18 protein-coding genes are annotated in these 20,429 nt (G+C 49.0%); 15 read left to right on the top strand and 3 right to left on the bottom strand.

Annotated features, from left to right (window positions below; all coding sequences use genetic code 11):
* Position 1 precedes the first annotated feature (1 nt).
* Positions 2-757 (bottom strand): Mut7-C RNAse domain-containing protein, encoded by a 756-nt coding sequence (locus ACWB0I_RS10810; protein ID WP_479388074.1) that lies wholly within the window; start codon positions 755-757, stop codon positions 2-4.
* A 116-nt stretch (positions 758-873) separates the two neighbouring features.
* Here ACWB0I_RS10810 and ACWB0I_RS10805 point away from each other — a divergent pair, with 116 nt between their 5' ends.
* From ACWB0I_RS10805 to ACWB0I_RS10735, 15 genes are all read left to right on the top strand, one after another.
* Positions 874-1,440 carry a YbhB/YbcL family Raf kinase inhibitor-like protein gene (locus ACWB0I_RS10805; RefSeq protein WP_479388073.1) on the top strand — a complete coding sequence of 189 codons (567 nt, stop codon included), beginning with the start codon at positions 874-876 and terminating at the stop codon, positions 1,438-1,440.
* A 387-nt stretch (positions 1,441-1,827) separates the two neighbouring features.
* The gene (locus ACWB0I_RS10800) at positions 1,828-2,745 is read left to right on the top strand and encodes a carboxypeptidase-like regulatory domain-containing protein (protein WP_479388072.1); all 918 of its coding nucleotides are present in this window, start codon (positions 1,828-1,830) and stop codon (positions 2,743-2,745) included.
* Between the two features lie 411 nt (positions 2,746-3,156).
* Complete coding sequence (locus ACWB0I_RS10795) at positions 3,157-4,560, top strand: aspartate kinase (protein ID WP_479388071.1); 1,404 nt, start codon at positions 3,157-3,159, stop codon at positions 4,558-4,560.
* A complete protein-coding gene (locus ACWB0I_RS10790; RefSeq protein WP_479388070.1) occupies positions 4,557-5,516 on the top strand; it encodes a homoserine kinase in 960 nt (319 codons plus the stop codon). The genes ACWB0I_RS10795 and ACWB0I_RS10790 overlap by 4 nt, the downstream gene beginning before the upstream one ends.
* A gap of 3 nt (positions 5,517-5,519) precedes the next feature.
* On the top strand, positions 5,520-6,827 hold the full coding sequence (gene thrC, locus ACWB0I_RS10785) for a threonine synthase (protein ID WP_479388069.1): 1,308 nt from the start codon (positions 5,520-5,522) through the stop codon (positions 6,825-6,827).
* A gap of 484 nt (positions 6,828-7,311) precedes the next feature.
* Entirely contained in the window at positions 7,312-8,559 is a 1,248-nt protein-coding gene (gene purD, locus ACWB0I_RS10780; protein WP_479388068.1) for a phosphoribosylamine--glycine ligase, read from the top strand.
* The gene (gene purN, locus ACWB0I_RS10775) at positions 8,556-9,152 is read left to right on the top strand and encodes a phosphoribosylglycinamide formyltransferase (protein WP_479388067.1); all 597 of its coding nucleotides are present in this window, start codon (positions 8,556-8,558) and stop codon (positions 9,150-9,152) included. Before purD ends, purN begins: the two co-directional genes overlap by 4 nt.
* 9 nt (positions 9,153-9,161) lie before the next feature.
* Entirely contained in the window at positions 9,162-10,595 is a 1,434-nt protein-coding gene (purF, locus tag ACWB0I_RS10770) for an amidophosphoribosyltransferase (protein ID WP_479388066.1), read from the top strand.
* A gap of 130 nt (positions 10,596-10,725) precedes the next feature.
* Positions 10,726-12,000, top strand: coding sequence for a dihydroorotase (locus ACWB0I_RS10765; protein WP_479388065.1), 1,275 nt, complete (start codon positions 10,726-10,728; stop codon positions 11,998-12,000).
* Positions 11,975-12,619 carry an orotate phosphoribosyltransferase gene (gene pyrE, locus ACWB0I_RS10760; protein ID WP_479388064.1) on the top strand — a complete coding sequence of 215 codons (645 nt, stop codon included), beginning with the start codon at positions 11,975-11,977 and terminating at the stop codon, positions 12,617-12,619. The genes ACWB0I_RS10765 and pyrE overlap by 26 nt, the downstream gene beginning before the upstream one ends.
* Positions 12,620-12,622: 3 nt before the next feature.
* On the top strand, positions 12,623-13,312 hold the full coding sequence (locus tag ACWB0I_RS10755) for an orotidine 5'-phosphate decarboxylase / HUMPS family protein (protein WP_479388063.1): 690 nt from the start codon (positions 12,623-12,625) through the stop codon (positions 13,310-13,312).
* A 118-nt stretch (positions 13,313-13,430) separates the two neighbouring features.
* On the top strand, positions 13,431-14,351 hold the full coding sequence (gene pyrB / locus ACWB0I_RS10750; RefSeq protein WP_479388062.1) for an aspartate carbamoyltransferase: 921 nt from the start codon (positions 13,431-13,433) through the stop codon (positions 14,349-14,351).
* A complete protein-coding gene (locus tag ACWB0I_RS10745; protein WP_479388061.1) occupies positions 14,348-14,827 on the top strand; it encodes an aspartate carbamoyltransferase regulatory subunit in 480 nt (159 codons plus the stop codon). Before pyrB ends, ACWB0I_RS10745 begins: the two co-directional genes overlap by 4 nt.
* Positions 14,828-14,835: 8 nt before the next feature.
* Positions 14,836-15,753: a dihydroorotate dehydrogenase gene (locus ACWB0I_RS10740; RefSeq protein WP_479388060.1), complete on the top strand. Its 918-nt coding sequence runs from the start codon at positions 14,836-14,838 to the stop codon at positions 15,751-15,753.
* A complete protein-coding gene (locus tag ACWB0I_RS10735; RefSeq protein WP_479388059.1) occupies positions 15,746-16,540 on the top strand; it encodes a dihydroorotate dehydrogenase electron transfer subunit in 795 nt (264 codons plus the stop codon). The genes ACWB0I_RS10740 and ACWB0I_RS10735 overlap by 8 nt, the downstream gene beginning before the upstream one ends.
* A gap of 349 nt (positions 16,541-16,889) precedes the next feature.
* Here ACWB0I_RS10735 and ftsH read toward each other — a convergent pair whose 3' ends face one another.
* On the bottom strand, positions 16,890-18,788 hold the full coding sequence (gene ftsH, locus ACWB0I_RS10730) for an ATP-dependent zinc metalloprotease FtsH (RefSeq protein WP_479388058.1): 1,899 nt from the start codon (positions 18,786-18,788) through the stop codon (positions 16,890-16,892).
* Between the two features lie 418 nt (positions 18,789-19,206).
* Positions 19,207-20,429, bottom strand: a 1,223-nt coding sequence (gene purB / locus ACWB0I_RS10725; RefSeq protein ID WP_479388057.1) for an adenylosuccinate lyase, incomplete at its 5' end; no start/stop codon positions are given.

Genomic DNA, 20,429 nt, shown 5'->3' with positions numbered 1-20,429 from the left:
ATCAATCCCCTTGCTGGAGCAATTTCTGAATGGCCTTTTCCATCCGTTGGTGGTGAGAGCCCTGCCAATAAACCTTTTTGCAATTCTGACACTGATAAAACTCATCAAACGACAGACGCACGCGCTGCGGCAGCCGGGCTTCAATCTTGCTTTTGTCCACCTGTTCAATCAGCCCGTTGCACTGCAAACAGCGTGTAAAAGGTCGGATGTGGTGAAAGAGGTCAAATTTCTGCAAAACCTCTTTTAACTGTTTTTCCGGCTGAGTAGAACGCACCCAGTAACCATGGGTTACTTCTCTGTTTTTAAGAAGACCAACATCTCGAGTCAAAATGATGCGCTTTTCCTGTAAGGCAATGCGGACAATCTGCTGGTCAGTGTAGTTGTTCCGGTACAGGCAATCGAAACCTAACATACGCATTTTGCGCGTCAGTTTTCCAAGGTTACAATCCAGGATGAATCGCGGGCGACGCAAGGGTTCAGGGCGCAGACGCGTAACCGAGCGAATATCCAGCAATTCAAAAACAGGATAAACGGCCACCCGGTCGCCGTCCTGTAAGCGATAGGTAAAATCAACCGATTGCTGGTTAACCAGAATCAAATCCACTTCGGTATGCGGAATGCCCAATGCTTCAATCGCATCTTTAACGGCCGGATTTCCCCAGAATGAGTACAAAATGTCCTTTTGACGCCGCGAGGTTGGTAAAAAGTCGTTTAATTCGGCATAAAAGCGAAAGACAGCCTGTTTTTGTTCAGCCATGCTCGCCTCCTCTGAAGTCTAATATTACATTTTTTTGCAGAAAAATCTACTTTTTATTGTCATTGACCCCATTAATTTTTTAAATTCACCTGAGAAACCTATTGAGGGGAGTTGCCATGCCACGCTTTAGTATTATTATTTTGTTTATTCTTTCTTTTCTCTGGTCACAGTGCCAGTCGCAAAACAAAACCACTGAGGTTAAAGGTAAAAAGGGAGGGACCATAGCCATGAAATTAAGCAGCGCTGCATTTGAAGAAGGAGGAATGATTCCGTCCAAGTTCACCTGTGACGGCCAGGATATTTCACCGCCGCTAAGCTGGTCAGAGGTGCCGGAAGGGACAAAATCATTTGCCTTAATCAGCGATGATCCCGATGCGCCCATGGGCACCTGGGTACATTGGGTTATCTACAACATTCCGGACACCGTTCGCCAGTTACCGGAAGCCGTGCCAACCAGCCAGCGTCTGGATAATGGCAGCCTACAGGGCAAGAATGATTTTAAACGCTTTGGATATGGCGGCCCCTGTCCGCCAGGCGGCACACATCGTTACTTTTTTAAGCTCTACGCGCTGGATACCACATTGGACCTGGCTCCGGGCGCAACCAAACAGGAATTGCTGCGGGCCATGCAGGGGCACATTTTAGGCGAAGCTCAATTGATGGGCAAATACAGCCGGAAATAGGCAATTTGTTGCATGGTCTATTGGTTGAACAAATAAATAGTGCCGAATTTCGTTCCGCAGGCGAAGTTGGAGGGTGAGGACCCGTACCGAGTGTCATTCTGAGTCCCGATTCATCGGGAAGAAAAATCCTTTACACTGGCTTAAAAATTTTACTTCCCGTTTACTTTTCCGGAGAGGGGATCATGGGATGAAGGCAGGTACCGACATGTCATTCTGATCCCGCTTTAGCGGGTGAAGAATCTTTTTCACTGACAGATTGAATTTCCCCCTCACCCGTTCAAACAATGGGGAATCAGCAAAGAGGTTAAAAACACATCCCTCTCAGTTCAATCAACAAGAATACAGTTACAAAAAAACGCTTTCAGGTAAAATTGATATTGGGGGTTCATGATGAAGCCATTATTGATTAGCCTCATGTTCTGTCTGGTGTTCCTGGCCAGCTGCTCGCGATCAACAGACAGCATCGGCCGGGAAGAATATGGCCTGCTGACAGGCACTGTAATGGATCGCGACAGTTTTGTTCCGCTTGCGCAGGCTACCGTACAGGCGCTAAGCAATCGGCGTCAAACGCTAACCGATTCTCTGGGTCGCTTTACGATTGACAGTCTGAAAGCCGGAGAGCAGCTTCTGGCGGTTTCTCGCGCCGAGTATTTACCAGACACTTTAACGGTTTTTGTTAAACCAGCAGACACCACGCGCCTGGAAATTTCTCTGGGAGTCAATCGCAATTTTTGGTCAACGCCCACGGATGATGCTTCCATTCTTGCCTTTCGCCTGTCAGACGCCCTGGAATTGGACAGTAGTCTGGCCGGTCGCATTCAATATCGCCTTGATCTGGCACGCACCGTTGACCATCTGCTTGACACCATCCACGCCATACCCGATTGGGAATTGGGAAAGCTACTGTTACAAATTCCGGCCACTATTTACAACCAGATTGACATCGCCAATCTACGTTTCAATCATCCTTCCCTGGATTCGCTGGCTCTGGTTTACGGAATGTTGCAGATTAAAAAATTGCCCCCTGCCGGCGATCAATATTGGGTGACTTTAACCCTGCCGGCCAAATACAATATTCCTCTCGTTGTCGAAGAATGGAAAAGAATTGAAAGCGTAATCCGAGCCTCAGCCAATTACACCGCTGCTTCGCCTGAGGGTCCACCCTGGAATATTTCGTTGACCATCGAAAATTCGCTTTACACCTTTTATTTCAGTCTGAATCCACGATATTTTCCCGATGCCGCCTATCATTCATGGCAAATTCAAGTGCGGGACAATGAAATTCTGTCTGTAGAAAAAAAGTAGGAGCCATCTTTTGTAAATTCATAATGGGCTGTTTTAATACAGAGGCGCGCTTGTTTTGTTTCTCTTTCTTAAACCAGTTACAGGGCCTCTAATCCTGAGCCCTCGTAAGACCGCCCTTTTACCTGTATTTTTATTCAAAAATATTTGATTTTATTCCCAAAGCGTTGTATAATGCGCAAAATATTGCGGAGGTAAAAGTGCAAACAGCCTTAAAGAATACCGGAAGTTTTTGTCCATGCTTAACTGTTTTACCTAAAACAGCTCTTACTTTTATTTCAAAAACCACCACAACAACGTTAATCTTCAATTCGTGCTGAAGTCAGACTTAAGATAAACAATGATTTAAAAAAACCGGCTTCAGCATGAGGTCGGTTTTTTTGTTTAATCCCGATTAAACCTGGAGACTTTTAGATGAAAATTGTAAAATTTGGCGGCAGTTCTTTAAGAAACGCGGAGCGCATTCAACGGGTAGTTTCCATCATTCAAAATCAGCTGGCCAACGCGGAACGGCTAAGCGTGGTGCTTTCTGCATTTGAAGGCATAACCGATCAACTCATTTCAGCTGCGCAAAAAGCAGCGGCCGGAGACCGGAGCTACCAGGATATTGAACAAACGATCGAAAACAGACATGTACAAATCATTCAGACCCTGATTTCCGTTCAGCAGCAAAGCCAGGTGCTGACGCAGGTCATCGCTCAGCTCAACGACCTGCACGATGTTTTGCATGGCGTTTTTCTGGTTCGCGAACTTTCGGCCCGGGTGCTTGATTTTGTGATGAGCTTTGGCGAACGACTTTCGGCCTACATTACCACACAGATTTTAAGGGCCAGTGGTTCAAAGGCCGAATATCTGGATGCTAGACAAATCATCAAAACCAACGACCGCTTTGGTCAGGCGCAGGTTTTATGGCCCGAAACGGTTAAAAACATTCAACATTATTTTCAAACTCATCCGCAACTGCAGATTGTCACAGGCTTTATTGCCTCTACCATGAAAAACGAAACCACCACCCTGGGGCGCAGCGGTTCGGATTTTACCGCCTCCATCCTGGGGGCTGCTCTGGAGGCCAAAGAAATTCAGATCTGGAGCGATGTAAACGGCGTGATGACCGGCGATCCACGTAAAGTGCCAGATGCCTTCACCATTCCGACAATCTCTTACGAAGAAGCCATGGAGCTTTCTCACTTTGGCGCGCAGGTCATTCATCCGCGCACCATGCAACCGGCGCTGGACCAGAAAATCCCCATTCGCATTAAAAACACACTGAATCCAGAGCATCCGGGCACCACCATTTGCGCCGAAGCCAATGCCTGGCCCTACATGATCAAAGGCATCTCTTCTCTGGATTCCATCGCTCTGGTCAGTGTGATCGGCAGCGGGATGGTTGGCGCCACCGGAATCGCAGGACGCATTTTTACGGCTCTGGCTCGTGAACAGGTCAACATCATTCTAATTTCACAGGCTTCTTCCGAACACTCCATCTGCTTCGGGGTGCTGCCTGCATTTGCTGAAACCGCGCGTCAGGCTCTGGAACAGGAGCTTAAATTGGAACTTTTAGAAAAAACGGTAACGCGAATCCAGGTAGAAACCGACCTTTCCGTGATTGCCGTGGTGGGCGAAAAGATGCGACACACGCGCGGCATTGCCGGCAAGGTGTTCAGTTCACTGGGCCGACAGGGCATCAATATTGTGGCCATTGCCCAGGGCTCTTCTGAATTAAATATCTCTTTTGTGGTCGAAGAAAAAGATGCTACTGCTGCCCTACAGGCCATTCATCAGGAATTTTTTGACACATCCCGGGATAAAGAGGCATGAAACTCAGGAAAAATGTAAAAGCGGTCAGAGTATTTGCACCGGCCACGGTCACCAATGTGAGCTGCGGTTTTGACATCATGGGCTTTGCGCTCCACCAGCCAGGCGATGTGGTGCGTCTGAGCCGTAGTTCCGGCCGCGGTCTAAAGATCACGCGCATTGAAGGCGGACACGATTCCATCCCCACGGAAACAGACAAAAACACCGCCGGTAAAGCCGTGCTGGCCATGATGGAGGAACTCCATCTAAAGGCAGGGTTTGAAATGGAAATCTACAAAAAAATGGACATCGGGACCGGGCTCGGCTCCAGCGCAGCCAGCGCCGTGGCGGCTGTGTGGGCCGTAAATCAATTCTTAGAAGAGCCGTTAAGCAAAGAACAGTTATTGACCTTTGCCCTGGAAGGTGAAAAATTGACCAGTGGCAGCCATGTTCACGCCGACAACGTGTCAGCCTGTCTTTTCGGCGGTTTTGTGGTCATTCGCAGCATGAACCCGCTGGAAGTCATTGCTATTGACTACCCCCAGGAACTACATTGCACCATTGTTCATCCCAAACTTGAGATCAAAACCGCGGACATGCGCAATATCTTGCGCCAGCAAATCGCCTTAAAAGATGCCATTCAGCAGTGGGGCAACATCGCCGGACTGGTGATCGGCCTGCAAAAAAGCGATTTTGATTTAATCAGTCGCAGCCTTAAAGATGTGATTGTGGAGCCGGTGCGCGGTAAAATCATCCCCGGCTACCAGGAAGCCCGCCAGGCCGCTCTCAAGGCCGGAGCTCTGGGCAGCGGTATTTCCGGGTCCGGGCCTTCTCTGTTCGCCTTAAGCACATCGCAAGAAATGGCCCGCCGCTGCAGCGACGCCATGGCCAATGTGTACCGAAATATTGGCCTGGATTTTGATCTTTACCTGTCGCCGATCAATCCACATGGACCGCAAGTCATCCAAATTGAGGAATAGATCATGCGTTTCTACTCCACCAAAAACAGAACAAAGACTTACTCGCTCAAAGAGGTCGTTTTACAGGGCCTTGCTTCGGATGGCGGATTGTTCATGCCCCAGGCCATTCCGCAACTCTCTCTCCGGGTCATCAGCCATCTGCCTAAAATGACTTTTCAGGAAATTGCTTTCCACATGGCCAGACCTTTTTTGGAGGAAGATTTTACGGATGACGAGATCGAGCAATTGGTGCATTCGGCCTTTGATTTCACGCCGCATCTTGTGCCGCTTAAAGCGGATCTGTTTGTACTGGAACTCTTTCACGGACCTACCCTGGCCTTTAAGGATTTTGGCGCGCAGTTCATGGCCCAGCTGGTGGAATTGATCACGCAAAAAGAGAGTAAAGAGCTAACCATTCTGGTTGCTACCTCCGGCGATACCGGCAGCGCCGTGGCCCACGGTTTTTACAATAAACAGAATGTGCGCGTCATTCTGCTGTACCCTTCCGGAATGGTTAGTGAAATCCAGGAAAAACAACTGACTACACTCAAAGGTAATGTGGCGGCTCTGGAAATTAAAGGGACCTTTGATGATTGCCAGCAATTGGTAAAACAGGCCTTTGCCGATCAAGAGCTGCGGCGCACATTCAACCTGACCTCGGCTAATTCCATCAATATGGCCAGACTGTTGCCCCAGTCTTTTTACTACACCTATGCTTCGAGACAATTAGCGGCAAAGGATCAGCCCCTTGTGGTTTCGGTTCCCAGCGGCAACCTGGGCAATTTAACGGGCGGACTAATGGCCCAGCGCATGGGCGCTGCCATCCGGCAATTTGTTTCGGCCATGAACGTCAATGATGTTTTTTTGCAATATTTAAGAAGCGGAAGATTTACCCCGCGTGTGGTTCGACCTACCCTGTCCAATGCCATGGATGTGGGCAATCCCAGCAATTTTTACCGCATTGTGGATCTGTTCGATCTCGATCATAAACTGATTTCATCTGTTATTTACGGAGCCAGTTTCAGTGATGACCAGACACGACAGGCTATCAGGTCAGCGTTCGAAACCTATGGTTACATCTTTGATCCGCACGGGGCAGTGGGATTACTGGCCCTGGAATCGTTTGTCAAAAAACAGGGGGCAGAAAACTGGCAGAAAATTGTACTGGAAACCGCCCATCCGGCCAAGTTTAAACAGGCAGTTGAAGAGAGTTGCGGCCAGCAGGTAAAAGTTCCTAAACGTTTGGCCGAAACCATGAAAAAAGAAAAGAAGTCCATTTTACTGGGCAACACCTACGAACAGTTTAAAGAGTGGCTGATGACCAACGGTTAGAGAGTACAAAGAAGCCGCCTACTGAGACTATCTCGAATTTCGAAATTCGAGATTTTTTGAGAATGACACATTGTGCTTAAGAGGCGTGGGCTGATGCCGCCTGTCATCTGGAATCCGCTCTGGTCGAAGACGGAATCCTTTACCCCCAGAACTGTCATTCCGACCCCGCTTCAGCGGGAGGAAGAATCCCTTTCACTGGCAGACAATTGCCAAACACACCGCAACTCGAGCTTCAGCTCGAGGCTACCCTATTACACAGGGTAAAAATCTCCCATCGCTCCCGATTCCAGGAACTGAACCGGAAAATAAAAGGCGCTGTCAATTTGCAATTTGCAAAGCAATGAAATTTACGGTAATAAGGTGATTTTCGAAAAAAGTTTAGAAAACTTCCATTTTGCAATCGGACGGTTTTTAATTAAATTGAGTCTGTGAACACAAGATGTTTTGAATTACTGAAATATCGCAATAAAGAAGGAAGCGTGAGATGAAAATAGCTGTCATCGGATCAGGCGGTCGTGAACATGCCCTGGCCTGGAAACTGGCACAGAGTGTGGGCCAACAAAACGTGTTCTGTCTGCCGGGCAATGGGGGCACCTGGAACAACGTGGCTATTGCTACCAACGATTTTGAAAGCATCGAACAGTTTTGCACTGAAAAAGAGATTGAATTACTGGTTGTAGGGCCGGAAGACCCGCTGGCCAGAGGGATTGTCGATTATTTTAAAGGGAAAAAAATCAGAGTATTTGGCCCCAGCCAGCAGGCTGCCAGGCTGGAAAGTTCCAAAATTTACGCCAAAAAGTTTATGAAAAAATACGGCGTGGCTACCGCTGACTTCTGGCTTCTGGAAGACGGTGACGACATTGAGCAGGTGATCGAGCAGCTCAATGGCCAGCTGGTTGTGAAATACGACGGCCTGGCTGCCGGAAAAGGCGTCTTTGTCTGCCATTCTGTAGATGAAGCCTACCAGGCATTGGAAGAGTTAAAAAGGCGTTATGGAGACACAGCGCCTTTTTTTATTGAGCAAAAGTTCACCGGGCAGGAGCTGTCGGTTATCGGCATTACAGATGGGAAAACCATAAAATTGTTAACGCCCTCGCAGGATCACAAAGCGGTATTTGATGGAGACAAAGGTCCCAATACCGGTGGCATGGGGGCTTACTGTCCGGTACCGATCTGTAGCGATGAAGTGTTGAAAGAAGTGCAGAGACAGATCGTTGAACCAACGCTGAAAGGGCTACAAGCCGAACAGCTGGATTACCACGGAGTACTCTATTTCGGCTTAATGCTCACCCGCGAAGGCCCCAAACTTTTAGAATACAACGTCCGGTTTGGCGACCCGGAAACAGAGGTCATTCTGCCGGCCCTAAAAAGCGATCTACTGACCTTAATTCAGGCCAGTCTTGATGAAAGACTGGAAAGCGTTTCGCTGGAGATGAATGACGGCTACTTTGTGGATGTAGTTCTGGCTTCCGGCGGATATCCCGGAGCTTACGAAAAGGGCAAGATCATCAGCAGTCTGGATCAGCTTAATGACGGGACCCTGGTATTTCACGCCGGTACCAAAAAAGAGCACGGGCAGATTGTCACGGCCGGAGGGCGCGTACTCAATGTTGTAGCGCACGCTCCTACACTCTCGCGAGCAATCGACCACGTTTACAGCGAAGTGCAAAAAATCCATTTTGAAAAAATGTACTACCGAAAGGATATTGGCAAAAAAGGATTGCTCCAATGAAAAAACGCATTGCCATTTTTATTTCAGGGCGCGGGAGCAACATGGAAGCTATTGTAAAGCAGGTGAAAGACGGCATTTTAAAAAAGGTCTGTCAGGTGGTGCTGGTTTTTTCGAACAAACCGGAGGCCGAAGGCCTGAAGGTGGCTCAAAGTTTTGGCCTCCCTACAGCCGTCATTCCTTCAAAGGGCAAGAGCAGAAACGAATTTGAACAGCAGGTCATTGATCTTTTAAAACCGTACCAGGTTGATTACATTGTCCTGGCCGGATTCATGCGCATTCTCAGTCCGCTGTTTGTACGCGCTTACAGGAACCGCATTATCAACATTCATCCGGCCGATACCCGACAATTTAAGGGCGTGGGCGGTTACGAATGGGCCTTCGAAAATAAACTTGCGGAAACCAAAATTACCGTGCATTTTGTGGACGAAGGCGTAGATACAGGGCCGATCATTGCCCAGCGTTCGGTGGATTTACGCGGAGCCAGCACCCTGCAAGAGGTTGAACAACGCGGCTTACAGGCCGAACACGAATTTTACAGCCAGGCTCTGAAAAAAGTTTTTAGCGGAGAATTTAATCGACAAACAAAGGAGTAAACAGATACAATGTGTGGCGTGATTGGCGTTTACGGCTACAAAGATGTAGCCGCCGATATCATCAACGGTTTGGAAACTCTACAACACCGTGGGCAGGATTCTGCCGGTCTGGTCGTTTTCAATGGCTCGTTCAAGATGCACAAGGGCAATGGGTCGGTGAGCACGGTGTTCAAAAATCTACCCCTGGAGCGCTTTAAAGGAGAAATCGGATTGGGGCACGTACGCTACTCCACCATCGGTTCCACCGAAGCCGTGGATGCCCAACCCATCGCCGTCAATTACCCCTACGGCCTGGCCATGGTTCACAATGGCAATGTGGTCAATTTTAACGAATTACGACACAAGCTATATGAGGAGCACCACCGTCTGCTGGATACTTCCAACGATGTCGCTCTCATTTTGTACACCCTGGCCACGCAACTGGAACAAAAAGATTTACGCAACTTAACAGTGGATGATATCTTCGACTCAGTGCAGGGCGTGCAACAGATTGTGCAGGGCGCTTATTCGGCCATTACCATCATTGCCAACAAGGGCCTTTTGGCCTTTACCGATCCTTTTGGCATCAGACCGCTGGTCATGGGAAGAAAATTTACCGATAAAGGAGTGATCTACGCCTTTGCTTCGGAAAGCACCACCTTTGATTTCCTGGGCTATGAAAAAATGCGTGATTTACAGCCAGGCGAAATGGTGTTCATCGATGAAGAGCGTAAAATTCACACCAAAATTGGACTGACCCAACGTCAGGCGTTTTGCGTGTTTGAGTACATCTACTTCGCCCGCGAAGACTCCATTATCCACGACCGTCTGGTGGCCTCGGAACGCGTGCGCATGGGCCAGCGCCTGGCCCACAAGATCAAAGAGAGCGGCTTGAAACCGGACATCATCATCGATGTGCCCAATTCGGCTTACTTCTTTGCTTCAGCCATAGCCGAAGAGCTGGGAATCCCTTATCGTCGCGGGCTGGCCAAAAATCACCACATGGGGCGCACCTTTATTACACCGGGCCAGAAGGAACGGGAGCAGATGGTACGCCGCAAACTGAATCCCATTCGCGATATTGTAAAAGACAAAAAGGTAGCCGTAGTCGACGACTCCATTGTTCGCGGAACAACCTCCAAACGCATTGTAGAAATGTTGCGCTCTGCTGGAGCTAACGAAGTCTATTTTATTTCCGCGTCCCCTCCGGTTAAACATCCATGCATTTACGGCATAGATATGTCGGTTAAACGAGAGATTCTCGCTTCGCACTACACAGTGGATGAAATCCGTCAGTATCTGGGCGCCGATGTGGTGATTTACCAGGACCTGGAAGACCTGATCGATTTGTACAAAAATTTACCGATCTGTCACGCCTGTTTTTCAGGTCGGTACCCGACCGGCGTGGGGGAAGAAGTTCTGGAAGCCATTGAAAAGGAAAAGCTGGAGTCAAACCGCGTTTGAGAACGGTGGAGATGTGGCAAGAGCGATGATAGATTTCTCTGCTCTGCCCCGACTGCGTCGGAGCATCGGTCGAAATGACAATCAATTTGGCCCGTGCCGAATGAAAAGAAAAAATCAACAGGATTAAGTCATGATCATTAAAAATGCCCGCTGGTTAACAACCGAAGGCTATTTTGAAGAGGGGCACATCGAAATTGAGCAGGGACGTATCGTTTCTCTGGGTCGTTCATTCAATCCTCCCAAAAGCGTTAACACCCTGGACGCGCGAGGCTGTGTTATTTTGCCCGGAGCCATCGATCCCCACGTCCATTTTCGCGAACCCGGACAGATGTACAAAGAAGGAATTGCTAATGCTTCGCGGGCAGCGCTAAAAGGCGGTGTAACTACCGTAATCGATATGCCCAACAACAAACCTCCTACGACCAACCAGCGGCGAGCGCTGGAGAAACGAAAACGGTTTATGGCCAAATCGCTGATTAATTGGGGAATCATGTTACACGCCGTAAAAGGCCGCTGCCTGGAAACCGACGATCTTGTAAAATCCGTAAAAATCTACATGGCAAAGTCCTCGGCCTTACCGGCCATTACCGATGAGTCTGTTCTTCAGCAATTGTTTGAGCACTATGCTACGGTTTCCATCCACGCCGAAGACGAGAGTTATTTTTTAACCGAAAAAAAAGACGAGCTCCCCCACCATGAATGGCGACCGCGGGCGGCCGTGGTTGGCGCTCTTCAAAAAATCGAAAAAACTTTAAAAAAGATTGATGAAGCAAAAAGGCCACGTGTGGTCATTTGTCATATGAATACGCGAGACGAGGTGCACTGGCTTAGGAGAATGAAGGCCGAAGGGTTTGACGTGTGGGGCGAAACCTGTCCGCACTATCTGTTTTTTACGCAGGAGGACTATTTGAAACGGGGCGCGGTCATGCAGGTTAATCCCCCCATCCGCTCCGGAGACGATCAGCAGGCTTTGCTGGAGGGGCTGACTACAGGCATCATTGACTTTTTCGGCACAGATCATGCTCCCCACACGCTTTCGGAAAAACAGAGTCCAAATCCACCTTCGGGAATAGCTGCTATCGAGTGGTTGATGCCCCAGTTGTTGCATCTGATCGCCGCCGGTGTGATTCAATGGAGCCAGCTCAACAGTCTGATTGCCCGGGCCAGTGCAGAGTGTTATGGTATCCGAGAACGAGATGGGATTAAAGAAGGCAACTGGGCCGATCTGGTCATGGTAAAACGTTATGACCACGGACCTCATGATGAGCCGGTTATTACCAGGAGCGGTCTTAATCTTTACGAAGACTTTGATTTTCGCTGGAAGGTTGAACTGACCATGGTAAACGGCATTGTTAAATATCAGAAAGGAAAATTTGTCAATGACACCAAAGGGATGGCCGTCTAAGCAGACGGATCTGGCCGCAGAACAATTTATCGATTTCCTGATCGAACAAAAGGCCCTGCGCTTCGGGGAGTTTACGCTCAAATCGGGCCTTAAGTCGCCCTTTTTTATTAATTTGGGCGATATCCATTCCGGAAGCGCTTATCGCACCCTGGGCCAGGCCCTGGCGCAAAAGATTCATGACAAATTCCCACAAACAACAGTGCTCTACGGCCCGCCCTACAAAGGAATCTCTCTGGCCACTGCGACGGTTGTGGCCTATTACGAACTCTTTCAGAAAAATCTGCAAACCTTTTACAGCCGTAAAGAAGCCAAACAACATGGCGAAGGCGGAATATTTGTGGGCTACCAGCCGCAACCTGAGGACCATGTTCTGATAATCGACGATGTTTTAACTACCGGTGGAACCAAAATAGAGGCCATCGACCTGCTGAAACAACATTTTCAGACCACGATTGAAGGTATTCTGGTCACGGTCGATCGCCGCACGCAACATCAGCAAGGAGAATTGCCCAACGTACCACTGGAATCGATCATCTCCTTGCAGGATATCATTCATTACCTGAAACAAAGAAATGACCAGCGCTTTGAACTGTTGGAACGATTTTACCAAGGAGCTTAACAGGTGAAAATACGCAAATTAATTCCAGCCTTAGACACCGACGATCTGCAGCGCATTGAAAATTTAGTAGAAGAAATTGATGGCCATGAACTGATTTATGGCTACAAATTGGGTTTCCTTGCCGGATTGACACACGGTCTGCCCGGGGTCGTGGAAACGATCCGCCAATTTTCGGATAAACCCATCATTTATGATCATCAAAAAGCGGCCACGGATATTCCGGACATGGGCCAGCGTTTTGCAGAACTCATGAAACGCTGCGCTCTGGATGAGGTGATTCTGTTCCCTCAGGCTGGTCCGGCCACCCTGGAGGCCTGGGTAAAAGCGCTGCAGGAAAAGAACTTAACGGTCATTGTTGGCGGGGTAATGACCCATCCTAAATACCGTGTTTCAGAAGGAGGCTATCTGGATGATGCTGCCCTGCTGGATATTTACAAACGTGCGGCCGCACTGGGCGTCACCCGTTTTGTGGTACCCCTGACCAAACCAGAAGCCGCCCGCGAAATCGTAGCACAAATGCCGGATGCCCAACAGGCGGTATTCTATTCGCCCGGCTTTGGAAAGCAAGGCGGCAATCCGGCGCAATTCGATTTTATTCGAACCCATTATCTGATTGTAGGGCGGGCCCTGTTGGGCGCAGAGCAACCATTGAAATATCTGGACGAGGTGCAACAAGCCTTGAAAATGGATTAAACAAAGTGTAGAACGTGCAAAGAATAGCCTTTTAAATGTATTTGGGGGCTTTGCGTCTTCCTGGATTTCCTTGTTAAAATATTAAAACATAAAGTGCGAATCAAACTTGAGGGTTAAAATGAAAAAAGACCTTATTTCAATGGAAGACCTTACGGTAGACGAAGTTAAAGAGTATCTGGCTTTAGCCCATGAGGTGGAGCAGATGCCGGCCGAAAAACGTGTGCGCTTGTTGCCCGGCAAAATTATGGCCGCCATGTTTTTCGAGCCGAGCACGCGCACGCGCCTGAGCTTTGAATCTGCCATGCACCGCCTGGGAGGCAGCGTTATCGGTTTTGCCGAACAATCAGCCACATCGGTTTCCAAAGGCGAATCGTTTGTGGACACCATCCACACTGTGGAGAATTACTGCGACATCATGGTCATTCGCCATCCTGGTGAAGGTACGGCGCGCATGGCTGCCCAATCCACAGCCTTGCCGGTCATCAATGCCGGCGATGGTTCCAATCAGCATCCCACACAAACCTTACTTGATCTGTACACCATCGAAAAAGACCTGGGCAAAATCAGAAATATTACGGTAGCCTTTGTGGGCGATCTGAAATACTCGCGCACCGTCCATTCATTGTTTCGGGCCCTGATGAAGTTCGGAGTAAGCGAATATTACCTGGTAGCGCCCGAGTCGCTCCGTTTACCGTCCTATTTTAAAATGAGCGATGAACCGGAAAAGTTTAAATTTTACGAAACCAATCATCTGGAAGAAGTGATTACCAAATGCGATGTGTTGTACATGACGCGCATCCAGCGCGAGCGTTTTCCGGACCTGCTGGAATATGAAAAGGTTAAAGATTCGTATCGCCTGACGGCGGCCATGTTGGAAGGCGCACGTTCCCATTTGCGTGTGTTGCATCCTCTGCCCCGCGTAAACGAAATTGCCTACGATGTGGATAAAACAAAGTACGCAGGTTATTTCCCGCAGGCGCGTAATGGCGTAATCATGCGCCAGGCCATTTTATTGAAACATCTGGGAGTTGAGTTATGAGCCAAAAAAATGAAACGATGTTGATGATCCCTAAAATCAAATCGGGTATTGTGATTGATCACATTCCAGCCGGCGATGGCGTCAAAATCCTGGAAATCATTGCCCGTTATGAAGAAATGAAAGATGTGCCCGTAACACTGGGCATCAATTACGACAGCCAGAAGATGGGCCGTAAAGATCTGATTAAACTGCAACTCGATTTTCTGGCGCCGGAAATCATTCAGCACATCTCCATAGTGGTGCCGGGTGTTACCATTAAGGCGATTAAAGATTACAAGGTGTACAGCAAGGTCGTTGTTCAGGCGCCCAAAGTCATCAAAAATTTATTGCTGTGTAAAAATCCCAATTGCATTACCAATCTGGAAAAAGAGAGCGAAACCCTATTCGAAGCGGTGGATGCCGAATCCAAACAGGTGAAATGCGCCTACTGCGAACGCATTTTCGATCTCTCTGAACTGGAACCAATCATCCGGTGAGAAGCACGATGAGCCAGGTACGATTTTTAAATCTAACATTAAAGAACCCTACGGTGCTGGCTTCCGGCATTTTAGGCTTGACCGCTTCTTCCATGCATCGCGTGATTGAAGTGGGCGGCGCCGGAGCGGTAACCACCAAATCCTTTAACAAAGAGTGGCGCAAGGGACACAGGAATCCGAGCATCATTCCCTTTCGTCACGGTTTGCTCAATGCCGTCGGGCTTTCCAATCCGGGCATCGATGAAATGGTTCAGGAGATTCGCAAATTTAAAGCGCGTTCTTCAGCTCCAATTTTTGCTTCCATTTTTGGGCGAACCATCGATGAGTTTGCCGAGGTCACGCAACGCACTGTGGAAGCCGAACCGGATTTAATCGAGGTGAATGTCTCCTGTCCCAATGTCCATTCGGAATTTGGTCAGCCCTTTGGAGATAGTCTGGAAGACACCGCTAAGGTAACGGCGATTGTAAAGAAGCACGCGGGCCATATTCCCGTTTCCATTAAGCTCGGCCCTCACGGGCCGGGTATCGGCCGCCTGGCAAAGGTTTGTCAGGATCATGGCGCGGACGCCATTACGGCCATTAACACCGTCGGTCCGGGCATGCTCATAGATATTGAAGTGCGCAAACCGGTGCTTTCCAACCGAACCGGAGGGGTTTCGGGCCCGGCCATTCTACCCATTGCGGTAAAATCGGTTTACGAGGTGTACCGTTCGGTCAACCTGCCCATTATTGGCACCGGCGGCGTAACCCAGCCCGAAGATGCCATTCAGTTATTGCTGGCCGGCGCCACTCTGATCGGCATTGGCACGGCCGTGTACTACCAGGGAATCGATGTGTTTCAGAAAGTAGCCGCTGGTATTGACGCTTACCTGCAAAAGCACGAATTCCATTCAGTTGAAGATATTCGAGGTCTGGCCCATGAGTGATTTGATGCAAACCTTTCCCATTCAAAAGATTGTGGAACACGGCCCGGGCGTAAAGAGCTTTTATTTTGAACGCATGATCGATGTCTGTGCCGGACAGTTTGTCAATGTCTGGCTGCCGGGCGTGGATGAAAAACCGTACTCTGTTTCGGCTTTGGGTGAGGACTGGCTGGAAATTTCGGTTAAGGCCTACGGGCCCTTTTCCAGCGCGCTGATGGAATTGAATACAGGAGATCGGCTGGGAATTCGCGGGCCGTTCGGCCGTGGTTTTACGCATCATGACAACGCTCTGCTGATTGGCGGCGGAATTGGCATAGCGCCCCTGCGCATTCTGGCCCATGAACTATCGCAGCAAGGCAGGCGCTTTGTCAGTTTGCTGGGGGCGGCCCGGGACTATGAACTGATCTTTCTGGACGATTTTAAAAAACGTTCCGCCCATTGCTATGTTACCACCGATGATGGTTCGGCCGGCAAAAAGGGCCTGGTAACCGATGATCTAATCGAAATCATCAGGAAAGAAAACATAAAATTCATTTACGCGGCCGGACCGGAAATCATGTTTGTTAAAGTTAAGGAATTAATTGACCCACTGGATATTCCCTACGAGTTTTGCATGGAGCGCTACATGAAGTGCGGCATTGGTATTTGTGGCCAGTGCGTGTTAGACGATTCCGGGGTGCGTCTTTGTGTGGAAGGGCCGGTGCTCAATCAAAATGATCTGAAAGAGGTGAGCGAGCTGGGCATGGCCCATCGCGATGCTTCGGGCCGCCGTGTAGCGGCTTCTCGCTAACCTACTTTGCGACTCTCCCTGTCCAAATTTCGAATTACCCAAAAAGAGCCTCGTGCACAGCCAAATTCGAACTTTTGTCAAACGTCGAATTGTGCCTGAGAAGTGGTTGCTCGTGCCGCCTGTCGCTCGCTTCGCAACTCGAGCTTCAGCTCGAGACCTTTGTAAAGGCGAAGCATTTTTTGCAAAGTTTTGCTTAACTCGTAAACACAGAGGTCGCGCTAAATGGAACCATCTTTATTAAAATGCTTTCGCCCTTACACCTTCTTCGATTTGACCCGCCAGAGCGGGGCATAGGTCGAAATGACAATGAGTGAGGACTCGTAGCCGTCAGGTAAAAGTCCACCCCCTGTTACCTGCTCTTCATGATCTCTTCTACATCTTTGGCATCAATATTTTCTTTTTCCAGCAAACGTTGGGCCATGGCTTCCAACTGATCGCGTTTTTGCTTTAAAAGTTCAAGGTCTTCTTTGTAACACTGATCAATAATTTCCAGCACTTCTTCGTCGATCATCTGTTCCACTTTTTCCGAATGCGGGCTCAAATCGGGTCCCTGACCCAAAAACTGACCGGCGGTATTCTGTACCAAGGAGATATTGGGCAACCGTTTACTCATTCCATAAACCACAATCATGCTGCGTGCAATTTTGGTAGCCCGTTCCAGATCATTCGAAGCGCCGGTAGAGATTTCGCCAAACACGATCTCTTCGGCGGCCCGACCTCCAAGTAGTCCTTTGATTTTTCCCAATAATTCCTGTCTGGACATTAAAAAGCGGTCTTCCGTGGGCGTTTGCAGGGTGTACCCCAGCGCGCCTAAACCGCGCGGCACAATGGAGACCTTTTGTACGCGTTCGGCGCCTGGCGTTAAGTAGCCAACAATGGCATGGCCGGATTCGTGGTAGGCGACGATTTTGCGCTCCTGTTCATTAATCACCCGGTTTTTCTTTTCCAGGCCGGCAACCACGCGTTCGAATGCTTCATGAAAGTCTTCCATGGTTACTTTGTCCCGTCCCTTACGCGAGGCCATCAGAGCGGCTTCATTGCACAGATTGGCCAGATCAGCCCCAACAAATCCCGTTGTCATGGCGGCGATCTGCTCCAGGTCAACATCGTCGGCCATGATCAGATTTCGCGTATGTACCTTCAGAATATCGACGCGACCCTTGAAGTCCGGGCGATCCACCAGAATCTGGCGATCAAAACGGCCCGGACGCAGCAAGGCCGGATCAAGAATTTCCGGACGGTTGGTGGCGCCCATGATGACAATACCGCTCTTGGGATCAAAACCATCCATTTCGATCAATAACTGGTTCAGAGTATTTTCCCGTTCATCGTAACCGCCGCTAACGGCTATTTTACCGGCCCGACTCTTGCCAATAGCATCTAATTCATCAATAAAGATAATGCAGGGGGCTTTGGCCCTGGCTTCATTAAACAGATCACGTACTCGGGCTGCGCCAACTCCCACAAACATTTCCACAAAATCCGAGCCGCTCATGCTGAAAAAGGGAACTCCAGCCTCACCGGCTACGGCGCGAGCCAGCAGGGTTTTACCTGTTCCAGGAGGGCCGACCAGTAAAATCCCTTTAGGCAATCGGGCCCCCAGACGCGTGTATTTCTCAGGCTCTTTAAGAAAATGCACCACTTCCTTTACCTCTTCCACGGCTTCGTCAATGCCGGCCACATCCTTGAATGTAATGCGCTTATCAGGATCAAATTCGTAAATTTTAGCTTTGCTCTTGCCAATGTTTAAAACGCCAGGCCCCTTGCCCATTCGGCTAAAGGCATAGCCCCAGATCAAAAACAGAATGCCAAAGGGAATAATCCAATTTAACAAAAAATTGGTAAACCAATCACTGGACAGCTTGCCCCGATAATCGACTCCAGCAGCCTGCAGGTCTTCAATCAAATTTTTGTCTTCTACACGAATCACAATAAATTGGCGTTTTACCTGTTGTTCGTATTCCTGGGCATATTTTTCCAGATTTAAATGCCAGGGCGTATGTTTTAAAGCAGGCTTAAATGTTTCTCCTTCTTTCGTTTTTAAACTATCTTCACTTTTGAGCAATCCGTAAATTTTGTCGGTGGTTAGTACGACACTTTCAATCTTTCCCTGGGCCAGGTAATCCCGAAATTGTTTGTAAGAAATTTCCTGAACCTTGGGGCCGGAAAAAAACAAAAAATCAAAAACAAGGATCAAACCAATAATGAACAGATAATACCAGATTGAAAATTTGACGCGCTTTTCCATAGGATGCCTCCTGTATTAGGGATCAATATGTTATAGCTCATACTATAAATTTAAATTTAAAATTCAAAATATTTTTCTTATTTGGTGTAAAAATCGCCGTCAGGTTACAGGAAAACAGGGGCAAGCCAAAGAGATATTTTGCCAGGGGCTTACAAGGCTCTGCTTAGAGGTCTGCGTTTGAAGCTTACACTCGACCGATGCCCCGACTGCCTCGGGACAGAGCGGAGAGATATCGCTTCTACCGTGCAAAGGTCTCGAGCTGAAGCTCGAGTTACGGTGTGTTTGGCAATTGTCTGCCAGTGAAAGGGATTCTTCCTCCCGATGAATCGGGACTCAGAATGACAGTTCTGGGTGTAAAGGATTCCATGTCCGCCCAGATCGGGACTCGGAATGGCAGGCGGCTGGCCCGCACGGGTTCTCACTCCAGTTCCTGCTCCACCGCCTCAATTACCAGATGGCAAATGCGCTCTGCTTCTCCGATGTAGCTGGAGACTTTTAAGTTCAACAACTCCTGCTTAACTTTTTGATCTACCTCCAGATTTTCAATAAAACGCGACCAATCCTCTGCCGTGATTTGCCGACCGCGCGTCATCTCTTTCAACAGATTGTAGGGATCTTCTAAGCCTTCCCGGCGCAGGATGGTTTGAATGGGTTCGGCCAGCAGTTCAGGATGGCGTTCCAGTTCGCTCCAACAAAAGGCCCGGTTGACCTGCAGGCGGCTCAAGCCTCGCAGGGTTTCCGTCAATGCCAGATGTCCGTGCGCCAGAGCCACGCCTAAATTGCGCGTTACCGTACTATCCGAAAGATCGCGTTGCAGACGCGATTGCCCCAACTTGTCCACAATGCCGTTGATCAGAGCCACAGCCAGCTGTAAATTGCCTTCGCTGTTTTCAAAGTTAATAGGATTAACCTTGTGTGGCATGGTCGAAGAACCCACAGCGCCGGGATCGGTCTCCAGCACAAAATAGCCCAGAGTGAGGTAGAGCCACATGTCGCGGTCCAGATCCAGCACAATGTTGTTCAGCAACTTGGTCAGGTTCAGATAGCGCGCCCAGCCATCATGATCTTCGATCTGTGTGGTGACCAGATTGGCTTCAAATCCTAACTCCTGCAGAAATTGACGCGAAAAGCGGAGCCAATCGTACCTGGGAAAGGCAGCCTTAAAAGCCGAAAAGTTACCAGTGGCGCCGTTTAATTTCGCCGGAAAACGGAAGGCCTTAAGCTCTTTGTAAACGCGCAACAGGCGATTCAGAAAGACAGCCAATTCCTTGCCCGCTGTGCTGGGCGAGGCCATCTGGCCGTGCGTACGGGCCGGAAAGGGCACATCCTTCCAGCTCCTGACAAAGATCAGTAATTGCCGCATGAGTTGCTCAAGCAGCGGTAACTGCTCCTTGTCCAAATAATCGCGCAAAAGCAGAGAGTAGGCCAGGTTGTTTACGTCTTCTGAGGTCAGGCCAAAGTGAATCATGTTCGGATTGCGCAGCCCGAGTTTCTGGCGCAAAAAGACCTCGCAGGATTTAACATCGTGGTTCAGCGTTTTTTCGATTTCTTTAATGCGCAGGTAATCTTCCATGGAGAAATGGTTCAGGTAAAAGGCGATTGTCTCCTGTTCCTGGTCTGTCAGTTTCGGAAACAGACCCG

The organism is Caldithrix sp., from assembly GCF_056497305.1.
This window is presented reverse-complemented; position numbering and strand designations above follow the sequence as displayed.